This window comes from Microcoleus sp. A003_D6 (assembly GCF_036702825.1).
Classification (GTDB): Bacteria; Cyanobacteriota; Cyanobacteriia; order Cyanobacteriales; family Microcoleaceae; genus Microcoleus.
Window position 1 is genome coordinate 10,626 of record NZ_JAUBWA010000086.1, and the last position, 21,670, is coordinate 32,295.

Below are 21,670 nucleotides of genomic sequence, written 5' to 3' on the forward strand. Positions count from 1 at the left end.
GGAATTGGGAATTGGGAATTGGGAATTGGGAATTGGGAATTGGGAATTGGGAATTGGGAATTGGGAATTGGGAATTGGGAATTGTAATGGTTAATATCGTTTCCGGTTGCATCGGTATTGTTCAAATCTCCAAATAGTCAGTTGTCAGTTGACATAATTTTAGTCAGCAGTCAACAGTCAACAGTCAACAGTCAACAATCATTTCGAGGAGTGCAACCGGAATTGATATAATTGGTAATTGGTAATTGAGGCAAAGCCTCGGCGTATGTATTCCCAGGCAGAGCCCATTGGTAACAAGGTTAAGGCTACAATGACTAATGACTAATGACTAATAACTGCTGACTAATGACTAATGACTAATGACTAATGACTAATGACTAATGACTAATGACTACTGACTGAGTTTCTTCACTGCGCGAGTCAGGCGCTGCAAATAAGGCTTGACAATTTCTTGATTTTGCCGCTGCAACTCGGAAACTTGCTTATGCAAGTGCTTAATCTCGGTTTGCAACATCTCTGCGTTTATTGTCGGTCGATCGAGCAAATCCTGCAATTGCTTCAGAGAACCTGGGATTCGATCCAAGTCTACTTTGTTCGATCGCTCCTGCAACTGAGCCGTAATAGTTTTAAGTTCAGTTAACTTTTCGTCCATCAAGAAAAATCGGACGTTGACATTTTCAAAATCTTGCTCTTTGATGGCGCTATTTTCCAAAATGCGGAGTTTTTGCTGCAAATCCGACAGGATGGTGTTGAACTCCTGAGAGTCTCCCGGAAGCGCCTGCGCTTGGCGTTGGAGGGAGGCTACGGCAGCTTGTACGTCGGCGATGGCGCCGGATTCCAAGCCCAGGAGTTTCTGCTGCAAGTCGGAGACAGCGGTGTAGAGTTCCGCAGGTTGTACAGGTAGCATCTGAACTTGCTGCGATCGACGTTCTACCGAGGTCTGTACGTCCGCGATCGCAGAATTTGCCTTTTGTTGCATTTGTTGCTCGAAACGCTGGCGATTGGCGAGATTCAGCGAGAGTGCTGCGGTTAAAGGGGCAGCAGCATAGAGAATTTGGCCCGACAATCCCGCAGCAATCGTGCCAATCGCTGAACCGGCCACAGAGGCGTATTCTGCCAATTCTAGCCAGTCCGGCTGGTTCGGGGCACTTCTGGAAGCTGGAAATGATGCTTTTTCAATCTTCTGCATAGCCTTTTTGTCGTAGTCTGGTAGATTGCGATAGGGACATGATAAAAGCGATCGGGAAATAAATCAGGGCTATTTGTCAAAATTTCGGAATTGTGGTATTTTTATTGACCTCGTGCCGAATACCTTCTGCCTTCAAAACGGTCAGTCTCAGGTAAAATTCAAGATTAAGTCGATCGCTCAACAGTTAACCGTTAACCGATAACCGTTAACCGTTAACCGCCGTCTTTCAGGAGTATACAGAAAATGGGTCTCAAGATTATTGAAAGCTACGATAGCAGTTTTGTCCTCGAACCTGATGCTAAAACTGCACTGTTCGGTTTATTAACCGCTGACAGCTTTCTCCAACAAGTAGCCGTACAATTGCAGTGCTCGCGCATTGAGTTTGCCGAGTTATTTTTTCAGCCAGTCCCTTACAGCAGCGAGACGCCGAAGGGAATGCCTGCTGAATTTGAAAAGTATCACGAATCGAGCGATTTTGCGATCGTCAACGTCCCGCCTAATTTCATGTTCCAAGCCAAAATATTTAAACCCAGCCGCCTCTGTGCAATTTATCGAGTTTTTAAGAGTTAGGTAAAGGCTGGTTAATCTGTGGTTTAATCTAAAATCTAAAATCTAAAATTTAAAATCGGATGACAGAAGAAATTCACTCTCTCGCCAGCTTAGAATTCATTCCCTACATTGACTCCGAGGGAAAATTGCCCGAGTTTGTCCAGGGAAAAATTGGCGTATACGCGATTTTTGACAGCGAGAAAGTCCTGCAATTTGTCGGTTATTCTCGCGATATTTACCTCAGCCTCAAACAGCATTTGGTACGCCAAACCCAATATTGCTACTGGCTGAAAGTCCAAACTATCGAGAAACCCAGCCGCACTATCCTAGAAAGCATTCGAGAAAGTTGGATTGCGGAAAACGGTTCCCAGCCCCAAGGCAACGGTGTCGATGCTGCCAAGTGGAACGAGCCCATCGACACCAAAACTGTGATGACTGCCCAAGAAACGGCAAATTATGAAGGTATCTTCGCCGATGAAATTGCTAAAGATAAATTGTTGAAAAATGTCGCGCGGCGGGTGGAAAATGAAATTTTATCGCTGCTGAAAGATCGCGGTGTAACTGAAGAAATCCGGTTTAATCCCAAGCTAAAAACTAGCGGCTTGCTCGATTTAAAGTAACTGCGATATCAGGTTAATTCTCCACAATCAACCCTGTTTGTAGTGAGGACTTTAGTCCTCTATCTAAGGACTAAGGATCGCGAATTAAATAATTTACACATATTTGTGGGATGGGCGGGACGCCCGTTCTTTATGGACGGGCGGGACGCCCATCCCACAAAAACAATAGACCTCTTGCAAAAGTCCTTTTAATCAAATTTTGGAACGGGCTCTCCGGCCCGTTCCACAAGGAAAAATGTTTTTTGTGGGATGGGCCGGAGAGCCCGTCCTAGTTATTTTTGCAAGAGGTCTAATAAAAATTGTAAGTTATTTAATTTTCATTCCTAAAGTCCTCACTAAGCTGTTCGACATTTAAACCGCTAACGAGGCCTGTAGGGTGCGTCAGCTAGAACACTTACTAAGCAAGGGAAACAAGATAGGGCTGACGCACCCTACAATACTATTTTAAATAGACCTCTTGCAAAAATCCTTTTAATCAAATTCTGGAACGGGCTCTCCGGCCCATTCCACAAGAAAAAAAAATTGTGGGATGGGCCGGAGAGCCCGTCCTAGTTATTTTTGCAAGAGGTCTAATGCGTAACAGCTTACCAACTTATAACATTTTAAGATTTATAGCAACCGCCACAGCGGGCGCGGACATAAATAACCTAATGAATAGAGCCGATACCCGTCAACCATAAATAGTTTGATTCCCGTACTGTCAACTGTCAACTGTCAACTGTCAACTGTCAACTGTCAACTGTCAACCGTCAACTGTCAACTGTCAACTGCTTTAACAGATATCGGAATCTGCAAAATCAACTCTGTCCCTCGGCCGGGAGCAGAAATACAACTGATTTGACCTTGATGTTTTTCCACTACAATATCGTGACTGATGGCCAACCCTAATCCAATACCGCGGCCGACAGGCTTCGTAGTAAAAAATGGGTCAAATATCTGGTGGCGCACTTCCTCGCTCATCCCACAACCGTTATCGGCAATTAAAATCACAACGGATCGATCGTTTTGAGTTGCGAATTTTGAATCTAGATTGTGCAGCGCAGGTTCTGACTCAGAACTTACTGAAGTGCTGATGGTAATTTTTCGGGGAGACGGTTGATTTTCCAGGGCATCAATAGCATTAGTTAGCAGGTTCATGAACACCTGATTTAACTCACTGGCGTAACAGGTGACTATTGGCAGTTGACTGTAGTGTTTGATTACCTCAATCTCATCAACGTTGTTTGCTCCCTTGAGCCGGTGCTGCAAAATAACTAAAGTATTGTCAATGCCTTCATGAATATCCACTGGCTTGTACTTTTCTTCGCCCAGGCGGGAGAAGTTACGCAAAGAGAGCACAATTTTGCTAATCCGAGAAGCACCATCTTTCATCGAATTCAGCAGTTTTGAATAATCCTCTGCGATGAAGTCGGGTTGAATCACGTCCAATTCGCCGGTAATTTCTGCAACGGGGTGCGGGTAGTAATGTCGGTACAATTTGACGAGGCGAAGTAAATCTCGCGCATACTCCGTCGCTAGAGCAATATTGCCGTAGATAAAGTTGACGGGATTGTTGATTTCGTGAGCAATTCCTGCCGCTAGCTGACCTAAAGAAGCCATTTTTTCCTTTTGTATTAACTGAGCTTGAGTCTTCTTGAGTTCAGTTAAGGTTTGTTGGAGTTGCTGGGCGTAGGATTGTGTTTGTTGGAACAACTGGCGCTGCACGAGTTGATTTGAGACGCGCGCCACAACTTCTTGTTCGTGAAAGGGTTTTGTGATATAATCTATACCGCCAACTTCAAAGGCTTTGACTTTATCTAACACATCATTCAAAGCACTGATAAAAATAACGGGAATGTCCTTGGTTGTGGGAGAAGCTTTCAACGCTTGGCAGACTGTGTAGCCGTCCATACCGGGCATCGTGATGTCGAGCAAAATCAAGTCAGGAGGAGTTAACTCGATCGACCTCAGAGCTAGTTGACCGTCGGGTGCGGTGCGTGTTTTGTACCCTTGCTTCGAGAGTATTTGAGCTAAAAGTTGCAAATTAGCCGAAATATCATCAACAATTAAAATATTCCCTTTTAACAGGGGAGTTGCTTCGTAATTCATATCTAGTCTGCTAAAATAACCGTTGTAGGTTTGCAGTAAAAACTTTAGTTCTCTGGGTTTTATGAGGACTAAAATTTTCACTGCAAACCCGATATAATATCATTCTTATTTTGTTTCGGGATGGATGAGAGCTAGTATTTGATTGAACTGAAACTCGTTGGCTAATGCGGCTAAAGCGCTAGCTAAAGCGTCATTTCGATCGCGAATTTGGTCAATTTGGATCAGTATTAACTCTAAATCGCACTCAATTGTCGCTTTCTCTAAAGCTGCCAGCCAATCTGCTGGTAAAGCTGCCAGAGTCTCTGGAGTCGGAGCCTCGATTAAAGTTGACTCGGGGACACTCTCGGGTTCATCGTAAATGTAACGCACTCCGAGATGTTTGTGCAGGGTGGCAAAGATTTCTGTATCTCGAAAGGGTTTGTGGATAAAGTCATCCCAATCATCTGATACAGTAACGGTTCGCGCTTCCTCGGCGTTACCGGCACTCACGGCAATAATTGCGGTAGCTTGACCTTTAACGGTGGCTTTAATGCGTTTCGTCGCTTCATGTCCATCCATCGCGGGCATCCACATATCCATAAAAATTAAGTGCGGCTCAAAACTCGACCATATGTCAATAGCTTCTATGCCGTTGCTGGCTTCTTTGAGTTCAAAGTCAAAGGCAGCGAGGAGTTCGATCAGCAGTTGGCGGTTGTCCGATCGATCGTCCACAATCAAAATACGATAGCGCGGTTGATTGGGTTCTAGGGCGATCGCCCGACGCGGTGGCTGTACGGGTTGAATGGTCGCCGCATCAACGGCGGTGGCGGGGATATCGAACGCGAAGGTTGTGCCGAAGTGTACTTTGCTGCACACAGTAATGATGCCGCCCATCAGCTTGACAAACTCTTGGCTGATCGCCAGACCCAAGCCTGTTCCCTGCTGAGATATTTTCCCTGTTTTGGTTTGCACAAAAGCTTGAAAAAGCTTCTCTAACTCATCGGTCGCTATGCCGGAGCCAGTGTCTTCTATTTCAAAATGTAATTGGTAATTACTGATTGGTAATTGCTGATTTTCACCCTCCACAACCGAAGTTACTCTTACGGTAATGCCTCCCTCTTTCGTAAACTTAATGGCGTTAGAAAGTAGATTAATTAAAACTTGGCGCAACTTAAGTTGATCGGTTTGCACGTATTCGGGAATATCGCTAGAGCAGTTAAATATTAACTGCAAGTGTTGCTCCCGTGCCTGGAGTTGAAACATCTCTTCCACCTGGTTCAGCAGGCTGCTTAATTTAAAGTCGGTGGGGTTGAGGGTAATGCGTCCCGCCTCTATTTTGGCTAAATCTAATATTTGATCGATCACAGCTAGCAAGTGTTCTCCGCTGCGGTTGATAATGCGGATATTTTCCTGCTGTTCGCGACTGAGGTTGGTAGAACGCTGCATCAATTGGGAGAATCCCAGAATTGCGTTGAGGGGGGTGCGGAGTTCGTGGCTCATATTTGCCAGGAAAGTGCTTTTCGCGAGGTTGGCGGCTTCTGCGGCCCAGGCGGCTTGTTGGAGCTGTACTGCTTGCTGTTGAGTGGCTTCGAGCAATTGAGCTTGTTGTAAGGCGACTCCCAGTTGAGTGCTAATTTGCAGCCCAATATTGATTTCTGCTTCGCGCCAAGTGCGGGGTACAGAATTTTGATAGCTGGCGAGCAAACCCCAAAGTTGACTGCCGCAAAATATGGGGAAAATAACGTAGGATCTAGCTTGAAATTGTTTTAACACTTCCAGGTAACAAGGACTCAACTCAGCGCTGTATATGTCTTCAATTATGCGGTAAGGAACGCCTCTAGCATACATACCGCCTTGATTTTTTTGTAGATAGGTATCCAGCACTGATTCACCGCAGGCTTGCAGAGTTTTGACGGTACAGCTAGAGTCTTCTAAGAGATTGTTTGGCAAATTAAAATCGTCGGGTTGTTGCATCAGAGATATCCAGCCGGGGGCCATTGATTCGGCAACAAATTCCCCGCTCCAATCAGGATTAAAACGATAGATACCGACTCGATCGCATTTTAGGGTTTGTCGCAGTTCAGAGGTTGTAGTTTTGAATATTGTGTCAATATCTAAGGACTGACGGATGCGATCGATGCTGCGGGCGATGGCTTGTTCCCGCTGCGCGCTTTCTCGCAAAGCTGACTCGGCTTGTTTGCGATCGCTAATATCCAAGACAGTGCCGAACAAACGGAGCAACTGCCCTTTTTCATCGTAAACCGGTTTCCCTCTGACTTCAATGTAACTGAGCGAGCCATCTCTGCGGATCAGTCGCAGATCGATTTCAAAGCTTTGTCCTTTCATAGCTTTCTCGCGAACCATTGTGAGATAGCGCGATCGATCTTCTGGATGAAAACGCTCGATTAATTGTTCGCTTGACAGCGGTTTTTGAGTCGGATCGAGTTCGTAAATGCGATAGAGTTCTTCACTCCAAGTGGTTGTTGCGGTGGCGCTATCGTGTTCCCAACTGCCAATACGGGCAATTTTTTGGGCTTCGATCAGTCGGGATTCGGCCAACTGGCGATCGCTAATGTCGCGGGCTACCCAAACCGCAGAGCGATCGGACAGCGGCGAAATTTTAGCAGCAAACCAAACTTCTTGGTTATTAATCTGTAGACTGTAATCAAAATTAATAGTTTGTTGGGTTTCCAATGCCATTCGTACTTGAGCGAAATAAATCTCCTCGCTTTCCTCCTGAAAAAAATGTTCGATGAGGGAGTCGATTTGATTCGTCTGATAGTTGTATTGAAAAATTCCCTTAGTCGGTATAATTTGGATGGTTTTTGCTCGCGGCTCTAAAATCAATACAATATCTGCGATCGACTCGAATATTTTCACAACTTGCTCGGTCGAAGAGTAAAGTTTTTGTTCGAGCAATTTGCGCTCGGCAATTTCATATTGTAATAGTTCGTTAGCACGAGCTAAGGCGCAGGTACGTTCTGCTACTTCGGCTTCTAAAGTGCGATTGTAGTCGGTTAAAATTTTTTCAGATTGTTTCCGCTGTGCGATGTTAGAAAAAATATTGATGGCATAAATAATGTTTCCGCCTTCGTCGAAAATTGGTGTGGCGCGCACCTCAAAAGGAATAAATTCCCCATCTCGATGAAGTTCTACATCTTCAAGGAATACCGTTTCGCCGCGCAGCGCTCGGAATGCGGGCAGTTCTTCAATTGGATACGGCTGGTTTTGGCGGTAGATTTGATAAACTTCTACTGCTTCTTCTAAAGTCCGATCGGGGATAGTTTCTACACCCAGCCAATGCTTGGCAGTTTCGTTGAAGTACACGACTTTACCCGACACATCGTGGATAGATACTCCCGCAGGTATGGCTTCGATAAATTGCTTGAGTTGGCTCTCGCTGTGCGCTAAAGCTTCATTTAAAGATTTTTGGTCTGCAAAAGCCTGTTGCAGTTGCGCTGCCATAAGATTAAAGGAATTGGCGAGTTCTCCGACTTCATCCAAGCGTCTAATTTCTAAAGCTAGATCCCATTTTCCTTTTGCAAGATTTTTGGCGGCCGTATTCAAGCGCCTAATTGGCTTTGTTACCCAACGGGAAGTCAAGAATCCGATCGCGATCGCCAGCGGTAGCGTACCGACGCACAACCACAATGTGTTGCGGGTATTTGTTTGAATGCGAGCGATGAAATCAGACTCTGGCGCCACCACCACAATCAACCAATCCAAGCCGCGGGTATTTCGATAAGGAGTGACGCCGACAAACTGCCGCGAGCCCTTGCTCGCTAGGGTAAATTGCTGGGTTGTTTGCAGGGTGCGGAAGTTGCCAAATCGGTTGGCGAGTAGTCGAGCAATATCTCGCGTTCGGGTGTCCTTGCTGTTGACCGCTAGCAATCGCGTCGGTTGCTTTTTTGCTTGCGTCACCAAAAGTTTTTCTAGTGTGGATGCGGCAATCAGATTGCCCGATCGATCCATAATAAAAGTGTGTCCCGACGAGGAGAAGTGCAGCCTAGCCAGAAAGGTATTGATTTCCGAGGGCCCATCGTTATCCGCGAGGCGATCGCGGGTACGTTCTCCTACTTGTTCGATTAGCTGATGCGCTACATCCTCGACTGATTCCTGACCGCTTTTAAAAGAAAGATAGCTCACTAGCCCGACTACACTTATCGTTTGCAAAACAAAGGGAACAATCAGAACCGTTCGCAGGGGAAGCTTGCTGAAAAGTTTGGCAACTGGGCGGTTGAGGGGATAAATAGGCATGGGTGTGAACCAATTGCGCTGATAGTCGTATTTTAACTGCTGTAGCCTGCCTTTTCTCCCGGGAATTCGCGCGCCCTACAGGCTCTGAAATGTTCCTCCGGCTTCAATATAGCCAACTACCAGCGAAGATTGGGCGCGGATGTCAAAATTTGCTTCTGTCAGTTCTGTTTCTAGCTGTTTGGCATTTGATTCATTTTTACTTACAAAAACTGTGATAACTTTTCTAATTTCTTTGTGTCTCTCGGCAATCGTGTCGTTAATTAAAAGCTCTATAAATGGCTTATTGGTTGGCAGAGAACTGCCCGTATTTTGAATTTTAACTTCTGTTTGATTTCCCTCTGAATCTATCAAAGTCAAGCTAGAGTAGCTTTCGGGAAGTTTATTAATAGTTTGATTCGGGTGCTGGAAGTGCAACCATTTAACCTCTTGCAAAAATAACTAGGACGGGCAAGATGCCCATCCCACAATTTTTTTTTCTTGTGGAATGGGCATCTTGCCCGTTCCAGAATTTGATTAAAAGGATTTTTGCAAGAGGTCTATTTAACAACTGCTGCCTCTGTTACGGCTACAGATTCATGCAGCCGATCGACAAAAGCATAGAAAGCCTCATTATCTTCTCGGTGAGCAAGTACGTAAGCTCGCAATTCTTTTCGGCTCATAGTTTGAAAATTAGTTCTGTTCATCAAAAAAAATGGGTGGAAACCCCGTTACTTCGACTTCGCTCAGCACATCGCCTTATAGGACGGCTTGACAAAAATATACAACACTCAGCCAACTATATCACAAAAGACGTGTTAGACTGTGACGATGGAAAAAGCCTACCGCTACCGATTCTATCCCACCGCCGAGCAAGAAAAACTCTTGCGACGGACAATGGGCTGCACCCGGTTAGTGTACAACAAGGCTTTGGCTTACCGCACCGAATCTTGGTACGAGCGCCAAGAAAGAGTTGGCTACGGCGAAACTTCGTCTATGCTAACGAACTGGAAGAAAGAGGAAGAACTTGACTTTTTGAATGAAGTTAGCTGCGTACCTCTTCAGCAAGGACTGCGCCACCTCCAAACAGCGTTCACCAATTTCTTTGCAGGACGAGCCAAATATCCTAATTTCAAGAAAAAGCATAACGGTGGCAGCGCTGAATTCACCAAGTCTGCCTTCCGCTGGAAGAACGGACAGGTATTCTTGGCTAAATGCAATGAGCCGTTACCTATCCGTTGGAGCAAACAAATTCCTGAAGGGTGCATTCCGTCAACTATTACGGTGAAATTAACACCCGCTGGACTTTGGTTTGTATCAATATTGGTAGATGACTACACAATCCAACCACTTCCCAAAACAGATAAAACTATCGGATTGGATGTGGGGATTACAAGCTTGATTGCTACTAGCGACGGCGATAAAATCGCCAATCCCAAGCCTTTCAAGAAACTTCGCAAGAAGTTGAAAACACAGCAAAAAGCTTTAGCTCGCAAGCATTCGGGAAGCAACAATCGAGAGAAAGCCCGGAGACAAGTGGCAAAAGTTCACGCACAGATAGTTGATCTGCGTAAAGATTTTCTTCATAAGCTAGCGACTCAACTCGTTCGGGAAAACCAAACGATTGTAGTTGAGAATTTAGCTATCAAGAAGATGGTTAAAAACCATAAGTTAGCTCTTGCCATTAGCGATGCTAGTTGGAGTGAATTGATTCGCCAACTAAGCTACAAGTGCGATTGGTACGGGCGAAATTTAATAAAAATAGACCGCTGGTTTCCTAGTTCTAAACGCTGTGGAAAGTGCGGTCACATTGTTGAGAAATTGCCTTTGAAGATTCGCGATTGGGAATGTCCCAAGTGCGGGACAAACCACGATCGCGATATCAATGCTGCAAAGAACATTTTGGCGGCTGGGCTAGCCGTTTCAGTCTGTGGAGCAACCGTAAGACCCGAAGAGAGTAAGTCTCGGAAGGCTGGTGCTATGAAGCAGAAACCCAATTAGCGATGATTGGGAATCCCCGTCCGCGACGGTCGGGGTGGATGTCAACAGAGTATCTCCATTGCCCGTTAGGATAAATCTCTATTTCGATAGTTTCACCAGCCAAAATGTAGACGTTATATTATGTCCGGTACCATCACGGAAATGATCTTATTTGTGCGTTCATCGAACCCGATCGCCCTAATGCAAATTTGTTAACTTGGCTAAAACGGCGGCGAATAGAGCGGGATCGATCGGCTTTGTTAAGTGTTCGTTGTAACCGGCGGCGATCGCCCTCGCGCGGTCTTGTTCGCTAGCATAAGCTGTCAGCGCCACGGCGGGCAAGCGCCTGATTTTGTCGGATTCGGACGATCGCACTTTGCGGATCAGCGAGTAGCCGTCCTCAACGGGCATACCGACATCGCTGACTAAAATATCCGGAGGCGACTGCTGTAAAATGCCGATCGCCTCCTCCGCCGAAGCAGCCTCCGTCGCAGTCGCCCCGAAATGTTCTAGCGCAACAGTCAAAAACTCGCGGTTGTCAGGTTCGTCGTCAACTACCAACACCTTTAAACCAGCCAAAATACCCTGACGCACGGGAGCGGCTTTCCTTTCCCCTCTCAACTGCGGCTGCTGCCTCCGACGCTGTTTGAACGGCAGTTTCACCGTAAATGTCGCACCCTTGTCTTTACCCGGACTTTCTGCTGTCACAGTGCCGCCGTGGAGTTCCACCAAGTGCCGGACGATCGCCAATCCCAGTCCCAAACCGCTGTCAGCCCTAGTAATCGAGCCGTCTGCTTGTCGGAAGCGATCGAACACGTAGGGCAGAAACTCAGCAGAAATGCCTTTTCCGGTATCGCTGACAGTAATTTGCACGTAATTAGGCGATGAGGAATTACCAACAGCTAACGCAGATAAGCGCAGTTCCACAGTGCCTCCAGAAGGCGTAAACTTGACGGCGTTAGTCAGCAAATTCGAGACTACCTGCTGCAACCTCCGGGCGTCGCCCCACATCAAGCCGACTGCGGGGTCAAATTCTTCAGAAAGGGTGACAGACTTGGCATCGGCTGCAAAACGAACTGAACTCAGAGTAACTTCGATCGTCTTTACCATATCGAACCAGCCGAGTTTGAGAGCAAGCTTGCCTTGAATAATCCGGGAAACGTCGAGCAAATCTTCCACTAGCTGCACCTGCACCCTCGACTGACGCTCGATCGCTTCCAAACCCGAAGCTAAAGAAGCTTCCGTGTACGGGCGGCCGCGCAGCATCTGCGCCCAGCCCAGAATCGCATTTAAAGGCGTCCGCAGTTCGTGGGAAAGAGTGGCTAGAAACTCGTCTTTGAGGCGGTTGATGGCTTCTGCTTGGGCTCTGGCGGCCTGTTCGCGATCGAGCAACTGAGCGAGTTCTGCCTCGGCTTGCTTGCGATCGCTGATGTCGGCGACGATCGACATACAGTTGATGTTGCCCTTGCCGTCGCGGACTGGAGTTGCCCACAAACTGATGTCGATCGAACTGCCGTCTTTCCTTTGGCGCTGGGTTTCCATGCCGGCGATCGCGTTTCCGGCGCGAATTCCTTTCAACTTCGCCGTGAATTCCTCCCGCTTGTCTGCGGGAACGCTGGGCGCGAATTGACCTACCGCTTCTGATTCTGACCAGCCAAAAATCCTCTCTGCGGCTGGGTTCCACATTTTCACAGTACCGTCGGCGCCGAAAACGGTAATTGCTAGGGGACAAGCCTGAATCAATGCTTCCAAAGTTTGATTGATTTGCGATCGCGCTGCTTCTGCTTGTTTGCGATCGGTGATATCGACGTTCACCCCGATCGTCCGCCAAGGCAAACCGCGATCGTCGGGAAACACCTTAGCCCTGCAAGCAATCCAGCCCACGCTTCGATCCGGGCGGCAGATGCGGAACTCAATGTTTAATTCCTCCCCGGACGCGCCCGCAGCCTGCACCTGCTGTTCGGTAACAGCGCGATCGTCTGGATGCACCATCTCCCGCCAAGTTTGATAGCTGTCCAAACTGCCGGCCGGCAGCCCGTACAAAGCCTCTAACTCAGGCGTACACGCGAGCTCGTTGGTTTGGACGTTCCATTCAAAACTTCCGATTTTGCCTGCTTGCTGAGCGATTTGCAGCCGTTCTTGATTGTTTTTGAGTTCTGCTTCCACCCGCGATATCTCGGTCAAGTCGATGTAGAATGCGACGATCGTCTCTGGTTCGCGGTTGTCCGGGCACAGGATCGTCCCGCCCATCAGAATCGGCACGCGGCTGCCATCTTTGCGGATGTACTCTTTCTTGAAAGGAGTTGCGACTCCCTTAGCCCGCAGTTCCCCGGCCGCCTTGGCGTCGAGGTGCAGGTATTCGGGGGGGGTCATCCTGTCCCAGCGCATTTGACCGGAGAGCAAGTCTGAGCGGGTGTAGCCGACCATTTCGAGCAGGGATTCGTTGGCGTAGGCGATGCGGCCGCTAAAATCGCCGATCGCGACTCCGAAAATATTTGACTCGAACAGCCGCCGGAACATGGCTTCGCTTTGCTGGATTACCCGTTTTGCTTGCTTGCGATCGGTGATTTCGGCAAACACGCTGCTGACGCCCAAAAGCGTTCCCGATTCATCGCTAACGGGGTAAAAGCTGACTTGCCAATCCCGCAAAACTCCCGGCTGTTGCCTGGTTTCGGCTTTAATTTCCAAGTCGGTCGCGGGGGTTTGCGTCGCGAGCACTTGGCGGTAAATCGGCTCTAGCATATCGGCCATTTCGGGAATCGCTTCTCTGACGGTGCGCCCGATGTGCTCTCGGATCGATCGGCCGCCGATCGCAGCGAGGCATTCGTTGATGCGGATGTAGCGCAAATTGGTATCCACAAAGCACAGCCCGACTGGTGTGGTGTTGTAAACTAAGTCGAGTTCTGCTAGTTGGCGGCGAATGCGTATTTCGTTTTCTCGGATCTGGTTTTCGGCTTGTTTGCGATCGGTGATATCGAGTACGAAGAATGCTCCTTTGTCTGTGCATCCTGGGAAGTTTCCGCCCCCGACTAAAACTGGGAACCGCGTGCCGTCTTTGCGGAGATATTCTTTTTCAAAAGGTGTGCAACTTCCTTCTGCTTCGACTTGCGCGATGGCGGCGCGATCGAGTTCTAGATATTCCGGCGCCGTAAGTTCCAGCCAGCGGATCTGTCCCGAAACTAAGTCTTCCTTTGTATATCCGATCATTTCCAGCAAAGCGTCGTTAGCGTCACTAACTTCGCCGTTGGCCTCCCAGAAACCGATGCCGATCATGTTAGATTCTACCACGCTGCGGCAGCGCATTTCGCTTTCCCGCAAAGCTAATTCGGTTTGTTTTGCTGCGGTAATATCTGTGATAATTAGCCCGACTCCGATTATTTCTCCCCTTTCATTTTTCACTGGGTAGTAGTTGGCGAGCCAGTAGCCTAAAGTTCCTGGTTTTCCAGGAGGTTCGCCGCTCATTTCTAAGTTTAAAACAGGCTGACCGGTTTCTAAAACTTGCTGAATTATCGCCGCAAATTTTGCTGCATATTCTGGCAACAATTGCCGGAAGTCTTGACCGAGATGCTGTTCTATCGGCAAACCGTTGAGTTCTGCTAATACTTGATTGATATGGATGAAGCGCATTTCGCGATCGAGAAAGCAAATCGCTAGGGGAGATGCTTCTAGCAGCGAGTCAATTAAGGCCAAGGATTGCGATTTTTGAGATAGTGCTTGCTGCGCTTCTGCGTACAGTCTGGCGTTGTCGAGGGCGATCGCCACGCGGTATGCTAAATCTTCTAGCATTGCCATGTCCCCTGCACTGTAGCGGCGGCCCAACTTCGAGGTAAAGCAAGCGATCGCACCCATTACCCGCCCGCGCGCCTTCAGCGGTACGCAAGCGTGAGATCCGATATTGAGCGATCGCAATATTTCCAATTCTGCTGCATTTTCGGCTCCTGCTGCTAAAATTTCCTCATCCACTTCGGCAATTAGTTCTGATGTTCCGCTGCGGATTACCAGCGGATAGCCGTTAACAGCAGTAGAGTCGATCCTCTTCGAGGGCTTCGCTAACGGGCTGCGGATTCTCAAGTTATTCAGAATATCAACCGTAGAGGGATCTGCGTGAGCCACAGCCGCGCGGCGCACTTTTGAGTCGGTTTCGGTCAAATGAATGCAGCACCCGTCAGCGATCGAATTTACCGCTAATTCTGCTACATTTTGCAGCACCGTTGCTCCGTCAAACGCAGCAGCCAGCATTTTGCTGACTTCAGCTAAAAATGCCGATCGCTGCTGTTCTATTTGGGCTTTTTCCCTCGCTGTTTGCTCGATTGTTAACTGCAATCTTTGAGTTTCCGCAAGTTTTATTTCTGTAATATCGCGGGCTACAATTAAAGCCGATTCTGGTACGCCGTCTTTGTCTAATTCGGGAACTACGCGAGATTGATAACTTCTGAACCCGTTAATTGAAAATGCCTGAAATTCGATGATTTCTTCTCGACCTGTTTCTAACACTTTGCGCAGGGTTTCATCCCACATCTGGCACAGTTCCGGCGGCATTCCTATGTCTTGACTGGTTTTGCCGAGGAAGAATGAAACAGGTTTTCCTTGGCTTCTTCCAACTGCTTGATTGACATAAATATAACGCAGTTCTTTGTCAGTGCGGATAATCACATCTGGCGTATTTTCTAGCAGCGTTCTCAGTTGCTGTTCGCTGCTTGCCAAAGCTGCTTGCGCTTGTTGTGTTTCGGTGACATCTCTCACCGTGCCCACGTATCCGATGAGTTCGCCGGAGTCGGAGAACATCTGCGAGGAACAAACGTTAATCCAGCGCACAATCCCCTCTGGTGTTTGCACGCGATACTCGATCGCGTATTCCCCACCTTTGCGAGTATAATCCAGCCACCGGGTCAGTACGCGATCGCGGTCTTCCGGGTGAATGCAATTCTCCCAACCGCCTCCTAAAAGTTCTGCCAAACTCAAGCCGCAAATAGCCTGAGTGCGAGGGTTTGCGTAGGTGTAGCGCCCCTCAAAATCCGCCATAAAAATGCCCACCGGCGAACAGGAACTCAAACAGCGAAATCGTTCTTCTTGAGCTTGCAGCGCTTCTTTAGCTACTGTCAGTTCGGCCGTTCGCTGTTTGACGCGGCTTTCTAGGTTAGTGTAGGATAAAGCCAGGGCTATTTCTGCTTCTTTGCGGTCAGTAATATCGATACCGCTTGCTATCACATATTCTACCAAACCCTCGCCATCGAGCATCACTGTATTAGACCAAGAAATGAAGCGCTTGGCTCCGTTTTTACTGCGCCAATAATTTTGATATTCGCTATAATAGTGTTCGGCGTTTAGCTGGCTAAAAACTGTTTTAACTGGATCTACTTCTTCGGGAATTAAGAACAAATCCCAAACATATTTATTAACAACTTCTGCTGCCGAGTAGCCTGTTGTTTTTTCGCAAGCTTGGTTGAAGCGGACAATCCGTCCTTGGCTGTCGAGAACGACAATCAAGCAAGCCGTCGTGTCAATTACTTTTGAAATAATTTTGCGTTCTATTTCTAGTTCTTGTTCTGCGGCCTTTAAGCCAGCATACCAAGCGCTAACCATTGCAGCGGCCAAAAGTAAGATTGCAGGAGTTGCCTGGAGTGCCAACAGTAACAGAGTTGTCAGCAGTAAGGCCGTAGCGACGCTAAATGTAGCAATGCTGTAAGATTTAATGGGCAAGGGCAAGACCTGGAACCGACTCATTTTTGTTGACCTGTAGCGATGGCGCTAGTTGCTAGTTGTGCCGATAAAACAACATTGCTAAAACTAATTATGTGTTTTTTCTATAACAAACCACATTGGTCTGGCGCGTGCCATCTTCCGAGAGACAGATTTGCACTTCTGACTGGTGCTGAATAAACTGCTATTATGGATCGAGGGACAAATTGGATAGGCTGATTTCTGGGAGGAATTTAGCATGAATCACAAGTTGGCAAAAATTATCGGATTATTTTTCGCAGCCGCCACCGTCTTCGGATTCATCGGTTACGCGCTTCAAAATCCCAACTCGGCCAGCAATTCAGTAATATCGTCGATCGGCTTTCCCAATCTTACCTCAGTGGCCGCAAGTGCGATCGACAACAAGCGCGACCAAATCTACCTCAACGGCACCTGGCAATTTGTCCCCGCCATTGGCAACCCCCAAAGTCCCCCGGCATCCCCCAGTTGGGGCTCCATCCAAGTACCCGGAGACTGGCAAGAAGAAAAAAGCGAATTCGTACCCGGAATCATCACTCGCGGCACCGGCAATTCTTGGGAAAAATTCAACAGCAAACAACTATCAAAAGCCTGGTATCAGAGAAATATAGACATTCCCGGCGACTGGAAAAACCGCCGATTTTTTATCGATTTAGCCAGAGTCAGTACCGATGCAGTCATCTTTGTAAACGGCATTAACTGCGGTCAAATCGAATGGCCCTACGGCACTGTTGAGATTACCAAAGCAGCAAAACCAGGTCAAAATACAATATCTATCTTAGTCGCGGCAGTATCCGACGAAAAAGACAAAGCCGTGATTATGAGTCCCACAGAAATTTATACAACAAAATCCAACTTGCAATCGCGCGGAATCATCGGCGAAGTGCGGCTTCTGGCCGTTCCCCCAGGCCCGCTAATTAGCGACGTATTCGTCCAAACTTCCACCAGAAACAAGCAAGTTAAATTAGATGTAGAACTCAAAGACGTTACCCAAAACGGTCAAGTTCAACTAATCGCTCAAATGCTCGACGAAAAAGGCAAAATCGAACAAAACTTTACAGGAACTGCCAACGTTCAAGCTAAACCAATTCAAACCGTACAAATCCAGTGGGATTGGCCAAATCCCAGCCTCTGGGATGTCGGTAAACCAAACCTTTACACCCTGCAATTAGCAGTAAAAGGAAGTGGCATTGACACGCAATACGACCAACCTTTCGGCTTCCGAGAATTTTGGGTAGAAGGACGAAAGTTTTTCTTGAACGGAACCGAATTTCGCCTGCGACCAAACTTGCATTCCGATACTTGGGAAGGTGGCACAGTAGAAGTTTCTGACAGTTTAATTGACGGCTATGTAAAAGCCGGTTTTAATATAACAGAAATCTGGCCTTGGAATCACGACGAACGCGGAAAATGGCATTTCCGAGAACTATTTTCCGAACGCGCCGACCTCAAAGGTTTTCCAATTATGGCTCCCGCTTTAGACATTACTCCCATCGCTTGGAGCGAACAGTGGAATAACCGCCAAATAATAGACCGCTGGAAAGCGCGAATGACTACAGAAATGCGCCGCTACCGCAATCATCCCTCAGTATTAATGTGGGCGACAAGTCCCAACTATTTCGGCAGCGGTGACGATCAAAATCCCCGCCGCATCGGCAAGAAAAAAATAGAAGGAACTCTCGGCCCCGTGGAAGACCAGCGGATGCGCGCCAAAACCCCCCTGGGAAATGAGGCCTTTGCTGATATGAAATCCGTCGATCCAACCAGACCTGTAATGGTACATCAAGGCGGCACTTTTGGCGATGTTTATTCTCTCAATTCTTATTTAAATGTAATGCCGTTGCAAGAAAGAGAAGAATGGATTTCCGAATGGAGCAAAACCGGAGAAATGCCCTACATGGTGGTAGAATTTGGCACGCCTCTGCACGCAACGATGATGCGGAACCGCCAAGGTTTTGATAAGGTGATTGTCAGCGAACCTTGGATGACGGAGTTTGCAGCGATTTATTTTGGGAAACAAGCTTACGAGTTGGAAACTCCGGCTTATAAAGGTAAAGTTCGGGAGCAATTTGTCAAAGATCAAGAGTATAAAAGCTGGCATATGAGCAAGGAGTTAGATTTTGCACCGGCTTTTCAAAAGTTGCAGCAGTTATTCAGTACGAATACTTGGCGGAGTTGGCGGACTTTTGGGATGTCTGGGGGGATGATTCCTTGGCAAGAAGGACACGGTTGGGAGGTTTCGGATGCTGGCAGAACTAAGGTGGATATTGGGGAATTTAAACCTGGTCGCCGGGGCGTTTATTTGAAGCAAGTGTCGAATAATCTTTTGCATTATTGGCAGCCAGAAGCTTACAAGATGTATCCTGGAGGCGAGGCAATTGTGAATAATAATAGCTCCACCTTGGCTTGGATTGCTGGTGCTAATCCGGCTTTTACTGCGAAAGATAGCAACTTTTTTGCAGGCGGAAAATTGGCTAAACAAATAGTGTTAATTAACGATACTCGGGCGAAACAAGATTTTGCGTTTAATTGGCGAGTCTTGGTGGGGGGAGAAGAAGTGGGAACTGGGGAGAAGAAGGGAAGTATTGAGACAGCAGGCACGCTGTTTTTCCCAATTGACGTGAAATTGCCAAATACAATTTCTAGCAAGACTGACGGCGAAATTCGCTTGACTGCGCGAGTGGGCGATCGCCCGCATTCTGATACATTTGCTTTCCGGGTTTTTTCCACTCCATCGAAAGTCAAGGATACGGTGGCAATCTTCGATCCACTTGGCAAAACATCGGCAATGTTAAAACAGTTAGGTTACGAGGTTGTGCCGTGGAACGGTTCGCAAGTTTCATCGCTATTAATTATCGGTAGGGAAGCGTTTTCTAGCGGGCAAAATTTGCCGGGAAATTTAGAAACTTTCGTGCGTAACGGCGGCAAAGCAATTGTGTTTCCCCAGCGCCGGGAATGGCTGAGAAACATGGGTTTGCGGGTTGCCGAACACGTCAGCCGCCGCGCGTATCCAGTTGACAGCAATCACCCGGCAATTAGCGGTTTGGACGATGCAGATTTGCGCGATTGGATGGGGGAAAGTACGCTGATTGAAGCGTATCCCAATACGATTCAAACCGGGGCAAGATTGAGTCCGTCAAATATGCCTTGGTACGGCTGGCATTGGGGAAATCGCGGCGGTGTCAGCAGCGCTTCAATAGAGAAGCCGCACCGCAGCGGTTGGCGGCCAATTTTGGAATCTGAGTTCGATTTAGCTTATTCGCCGCTGATGGAATTGGATTACGGAAAAGGGCGGCTGATTTTAAATGAGTTGGATTTGGAAGACCATTTTGCTGCGGATGGTGGGGCGGCGCAATTAGTCCAGCAACTTGTGAGTTACGGGATGAATTCCCCGGTTTTGGGGAAGCCGGATAAGGTGGTTTTAATTGGGGGAGATGCGGATGCGAAGAAGTTGGACAGTTTGGGGGTAAATTATCAGCGGGCTAATGCTCTTTCTCAGGATGTTGGTTTGGCAATTGTGGGGGCCCAAGCGAATCTGAAAGATGCTGATTTGCGCGGTTATTTGAATGCTGGCGGGAAGGCGTTTTTCCTCCCGCGTCAAGTGCCGGCTGCGGGTTTGGGCGTGGGTTTGCAGCAAGCTAAGGATTTCGGCGGTTCGCTGGCGGTTCCGAGTTGGGATGAGGTGAAGGGTGTTAGCGGTTCGGATTTGCGATCGCGCTCTTTTTATGATACTTGGTTGATTAAGTCTGGGGGAGAAATCGGCGCTGGCGGTTTGTTAAGTCGGGTTGCTGTAGGTAAGGGCGTGGCGATTTTCTCTCAGATTGACCCGGATAGTTTGAATGCTGATGCTAAGACTTATTTGCGTTTTACTCGCTGGCGGCAAACTCGCGCAAATGCTCAGATTTTGGCTAATTTGGGGGCTAGTTTTAAGGCGGATGGGGTTGTATTTAACGGTTCGAGTAATGAGTTTTATCACTCGGATTACAAGACGGATTTTGAGATGGGGGACGATCCTTATCGGTATTATCGATGGTAGGAAGAAGGAAGTTTAGCAACGGATTCGCTCCAAGGATGTAACCGATGTAACTGAGATGTTGCACAATTCTCAATTACTTGCTTAGGAACAGGCAAGATGCCTGTTCCACAAGAGATAAATTTTCTTGTGGAACAGGCATCTTGCCTGTTCTTGACAATGGTGCAAGATGTGAGATGTAACGGATTGAAGGAAGAAGGAAGAAGGAATAATGTATGAGTATCCAGCAGTAGTTTCATAGATTCCCTGTCCAAAATTCGTCTGGTAACGGTTCATCAAAATCGTCGCTTGTCCCGATCGATCCTGCGTGCAATCCCGCTGTACGCTGCTTAGTTGGGGAGGCTATGGGCGCTAAACGGACAAGGGGAATACCACCTTCTGTGAGAACAACCTCTATGCCTTTAAGTGCTAGAGATAATAACTCTTTTAAATTTGTCTGTGCTTCTTGCACGTCAACTGTTTTTGTCACCATTGCAGTTATCCAAGCTAGGGATTAAAAGTGCGATCGAACAGAGGTTAGCAATTTCAAGCTTAAATTGCTGATTTTATTATACTGTTAAATATCAAAGGTCAAAGTGTCGCCTGAAGCGCGGGTCTAGTTTGTCTGTTTTCTTTTGGTTGCAGGTGCGGCAGAGGGTTTGCAGGTTGCTGATGTCGTTGCTGCCGCCGCGGGCTAGGGGGATGATATGATCGATCGACAGTTGGGTTTCTAGTTTGGTTTGGCCGCAGCTTTGGCATTGGTATTTATTGCGGGTGAATACGTATTTTCTGACTTCGGGGGGAATGGGAATTCTGGGGGTTTTAGTCATGATGTATTTTAACCGCAGATGAACGCGAATGAACGCGGATGTTTGATGAATTAGCTGGGTGAGTTTTCTTGATTGAGAAGTTGGCGGCGCAAATCATCGAGGGGGGATTCTGGTTGGCTAGTTTCTGATTCGTTGTTTTCTGGTGTTTCTTCCATTTCTGGTTCGTCGGGGCAAAATTCTATAGTGACATTGAGTTTGAGCTTCATCTTTCCTTTCTTCCAACCCTGAGCACCCACTCTGAGAATTTCACAATCTATACCTTCACCAAACCACTTCCCATATAAATATCTTAGGTTATGTAAATCACCATTATGACCTACATCAATATTTATTTTATTTTGGCTTAACGACTTAGTGAGTGTTTCTCCTAACCCATATTCAGGCAAAACTCCATTGGGTGCATCTCACTTTGGCGAGTATGCCAAAAAAGGGTTAAAATGAAAAAGCCAGTAAAATCGCCAAATAAAAATAA

At 47.4% G+C, this 21,670-nt stretch carries 13 protein-coding genes and 1 pseudogene; 4 read left to right on the forward strand and 10 right to left on the reverse strand.

The annotated features are described in order from the left end of the window. Window positions 1-391 precede the first annotated feature (391 nt). Window positions 392-1,189, reverse strand: a complete 798-nt coding sequence (locus QUB70_RS21865) for a hypothetical protein (protein ID WP_332983404.1) — start codon at window positions 1,187-1,189, stop codon at window positions 392-394. Between the two features lie 243 nt (window positions 1,190-1,432). Here QUB70_RS21865 and QUB70_RS21870 point away from each other — a divergent pair, with 243 nt between their 5' ends. Continuing rightward, entirely contained in the window at window positions 1,433-1,759 is a 327-nt protein-coding gene (locus tag QUB70_RS21870) for a hypothetical protein (RefSeq protein ID WP_332983405.1), read from the forward strand. A 59-nt stretch (window positions 1,760-1,818) separates the two neighbouring features. Continuing rightward, window positions 1,819-2,358 (forward strand): GIY-YIG nuclease family protein, encoded by a 540-nt coding sequence (locus QUB70_RS21875; RefSeq protein ID WP_332983406.1) that lies wholly within the window; start codon window positions 1,819-1,821, stop codon window positions 2,356-2,358. Between the two features lie 756 nt (window positions 2,359-3,114). Here QUB70_RS21875 and QUB70_RS21880 read toward each other — a convergent pair. The 4 genes from QUB70_RS21880 to QUB70_RS21895 all read right to left on the reverse strand — a co-directional run bounded on the left by QUB70_RS21880 (window position 3,115) and on the right by QUB70_RS21895 (window position 9,365). After that, entirely contained in the window at window positions 3,115-4,446 is a 1,332-nt protein-coding gene (locus tag QUB70_RS21880; RefSeq protein WP_332983407.1) for a hybrid sensor histidine kinase/response regulator, read from the reverse strand. A gap of 105 nt (window positions 4,447-4,551) precedes the next feature. Beyond that, on the reverse strand, window positions 4,552-8,682 hold the full coding sequence (locus tag QUB70_RS21885) for an ATP-binding protein (protein WP_332983408.1): 4,131 nt from the start codon (window positions 8,680-8,682) through the stop codon (window positions 4,552-4,554). A gap of 75 nt (window positions 8,683-8,757) precedes the next feature. Then, entirely contained in the window at window positions 8,758-9,114 is a 357-nt protein-coding gene (locus QUB70_RS21890; protein WP_332983409.1) for a hypothetical protein, read from the reverse strand. Between the two features lie 104 nt (window positions 9,115-9,218). Beyond that, entirely contained in the window at window positions 9,219-9,365 is a 147-nt protein-coding gene (locus tag QUB70_RS21895) for a DUF6887 family protein (RefSeq protein ID WP_442927807.1), read from the reverse strand. A gap of 124 nt (window positions 9,366-9,489) precedes the next feature. Here QUB70_RS21895 and QUB70_RS21900 point away from each other — a divergent pair, with 124 nt between their 5' ends. Then, window positions 9,490-10,659, forward strand: coding sequence for an RNA-guided endonuclease InsQ/TnpB family protein (locus tag QUB70_RS21900; RefSeq protein WP_332983413.1), 1,170 nt, complete (start codon window positions 9,490-9,492; stop codon window positions 10,657-10,659). On the opposite strand, the pseudogene QUB70_RS32740 reads toward QUB70_RS21900, so the two are convergent. Beyond that, a pseudogene (locus tag QUB70_RS32740) lies at window positions 10,637-10,771 on the reverse strand (DUF6888 family protein); the annotation flags it as partial. The gene QUB70_RS21900 and the pseudogene QUB70_RS32740 overlap by 23 nt on opposite strands. Before the next feature lie 65 nt (window positions 10,772-10,836). Beyond that, window positions 10,837-16,338, reverse strand: coding sequence for a PAS domain S-box protein (locus QUB70_RS21905; protein ID WP_332983414.1), 5,502 nt, complete (start codon window positions 16,336-16,338; stop codon window positions 10,837-10,839). 238 nt (window positions 16,339-16,576) lie between these two features. On the opposite strand from QUB70_RS21905, the gene QUB70_RS21910 reads away from it, so the two are divergent. Further along, window positions 16,577-20,392 (forward strand): glycoside hydrolase family 2 protein, encoded by a 3,816-nt coding sequence (locus QUB70_RS21910; protein WP_332983415.1) that lies wholly within the window; start codon window positions 16,577-16,579, stop codon window positions 20,390-20,392. Window positions 20,393-20,624: 232 nt separating this feature from the next. On the opposite strand, the gene QUB70_RS21915 is transcribed toward QUB70_RS21910, so the two are convergent. The 3 genes from QUB70_RS21915 to QUB70_RS21925 all read right to left on the reverse strand — a co-directional run bounded on the left by QUB70_RS21915 (window position 20,625) and on the right by QUB70_RS21925 (window position 21,584). After that, window positions 20,625-20,861 carry a type II toxin-antitoxin system Phd/YefM family antitoxin gene (locus tag QUB70_RS21915; RefSeq protein WP_332983416.1) on the reverse strand — a complete coding sequence of 79 codons (237 nt, stop codon included), beginning with the start codon at window positions 20,859-20,861 and terminating at the stop codon, window positions 20,625-20,627. Between the two features lie 91 nt (window positions 20,862-20,952). After that, a complete protein-coding gene (locus QUB70_RS21920) occupies window positions 20,953-21,198 on the reverse strand; it encodes an HNH endonuclease (protein WP_332983418.1) in 246 nt (81 codons plus the stop codon). Between the two features lie 50 nt (window positions 21,199-21,248). After that, window positions 21,249-21,584 (reverse strand): KGK domain-containing protein, encoded by a 336-nt coding sequence (locus tag QUB70_RS21925; RefSeq protein WP_332983419.1) that lies wholly within the window; start codon window positions 21,582-21,584, stop codon window positions 21,249-21,251. Between the last annotated feature and the right edge of the window lie 86 nt (window positions 21,585-21,670).

Coding starts and splice junctions, on each gene's coding strand:
- QUB70_RS21865 (WP_332983404.1), bottom strand. CDS start 1,189: ATGCAGAAGATTGAAAAAGCATCATTTCCAGCTTCCAGAAGTGCCCCG.
- QUB70_RS21870 (WP_332983405.1), top strand. CDS start 1,433: ATGGGTCTCAAGATTATTGAAAGCTACGATAGCAGTTTTGTCCTCGAA.
- QUB70_RS21875 (WP_332983406.1), top strand. CDS start 1,819: ATGACAGAAGAAATTCACTCTCTCGCCAGCTTAGAATTCATTCCCTAC.
- QUB70_RS21880 (WP_332983407.1), bottom strand. CDS start 4,446: ATGAATTACGAAGCAACTCCCCTGTTAAAAGGGAATATTTTAATTGTT.
- QUB70_RS21885 (WP_332983408.1), bottom strand. CDS start 8,682: ATGCCTATTTATCCCCTCAACCGCCCAGTTGCCAAACTTTTCAGCAAG.
- QUB70_RS21895 (WP_442927807.1), bottom strand. CDS start 9,365: ATGAACAGAACTAATTTTCAAACTATGAGCCGAAAAGAATTGCGAGCT.
- QUB70_RS21900 (WP_332983413.1), top strand. CDS start 9,490: ATGGAAAAAGCCTACCGCTACCGATTCTATCCCACCGCCGAGCAAGAA.
- QUB70_RS21910 (WP_332983415.1), top strand. CDS start 16,577: ATGAATCACAAGTTGGCAAAAATTATCGGATTATTTTTCGCAGCCGCC.
- QUB70_RS21915 (WP_332983416.1), bottom strand. CDS start 20,861: ATGGTGACAAAAACAGTTGACGTGCAAGAAGCACAGACAAATTTAAAA.
- QUB70_RS21920 (WP_332983418.1), bottom strand. CDS start 21,198: ATGACTAAAACCCCCAGAATTCCCATTCCCCCCGAAGTCAGAAAATAC.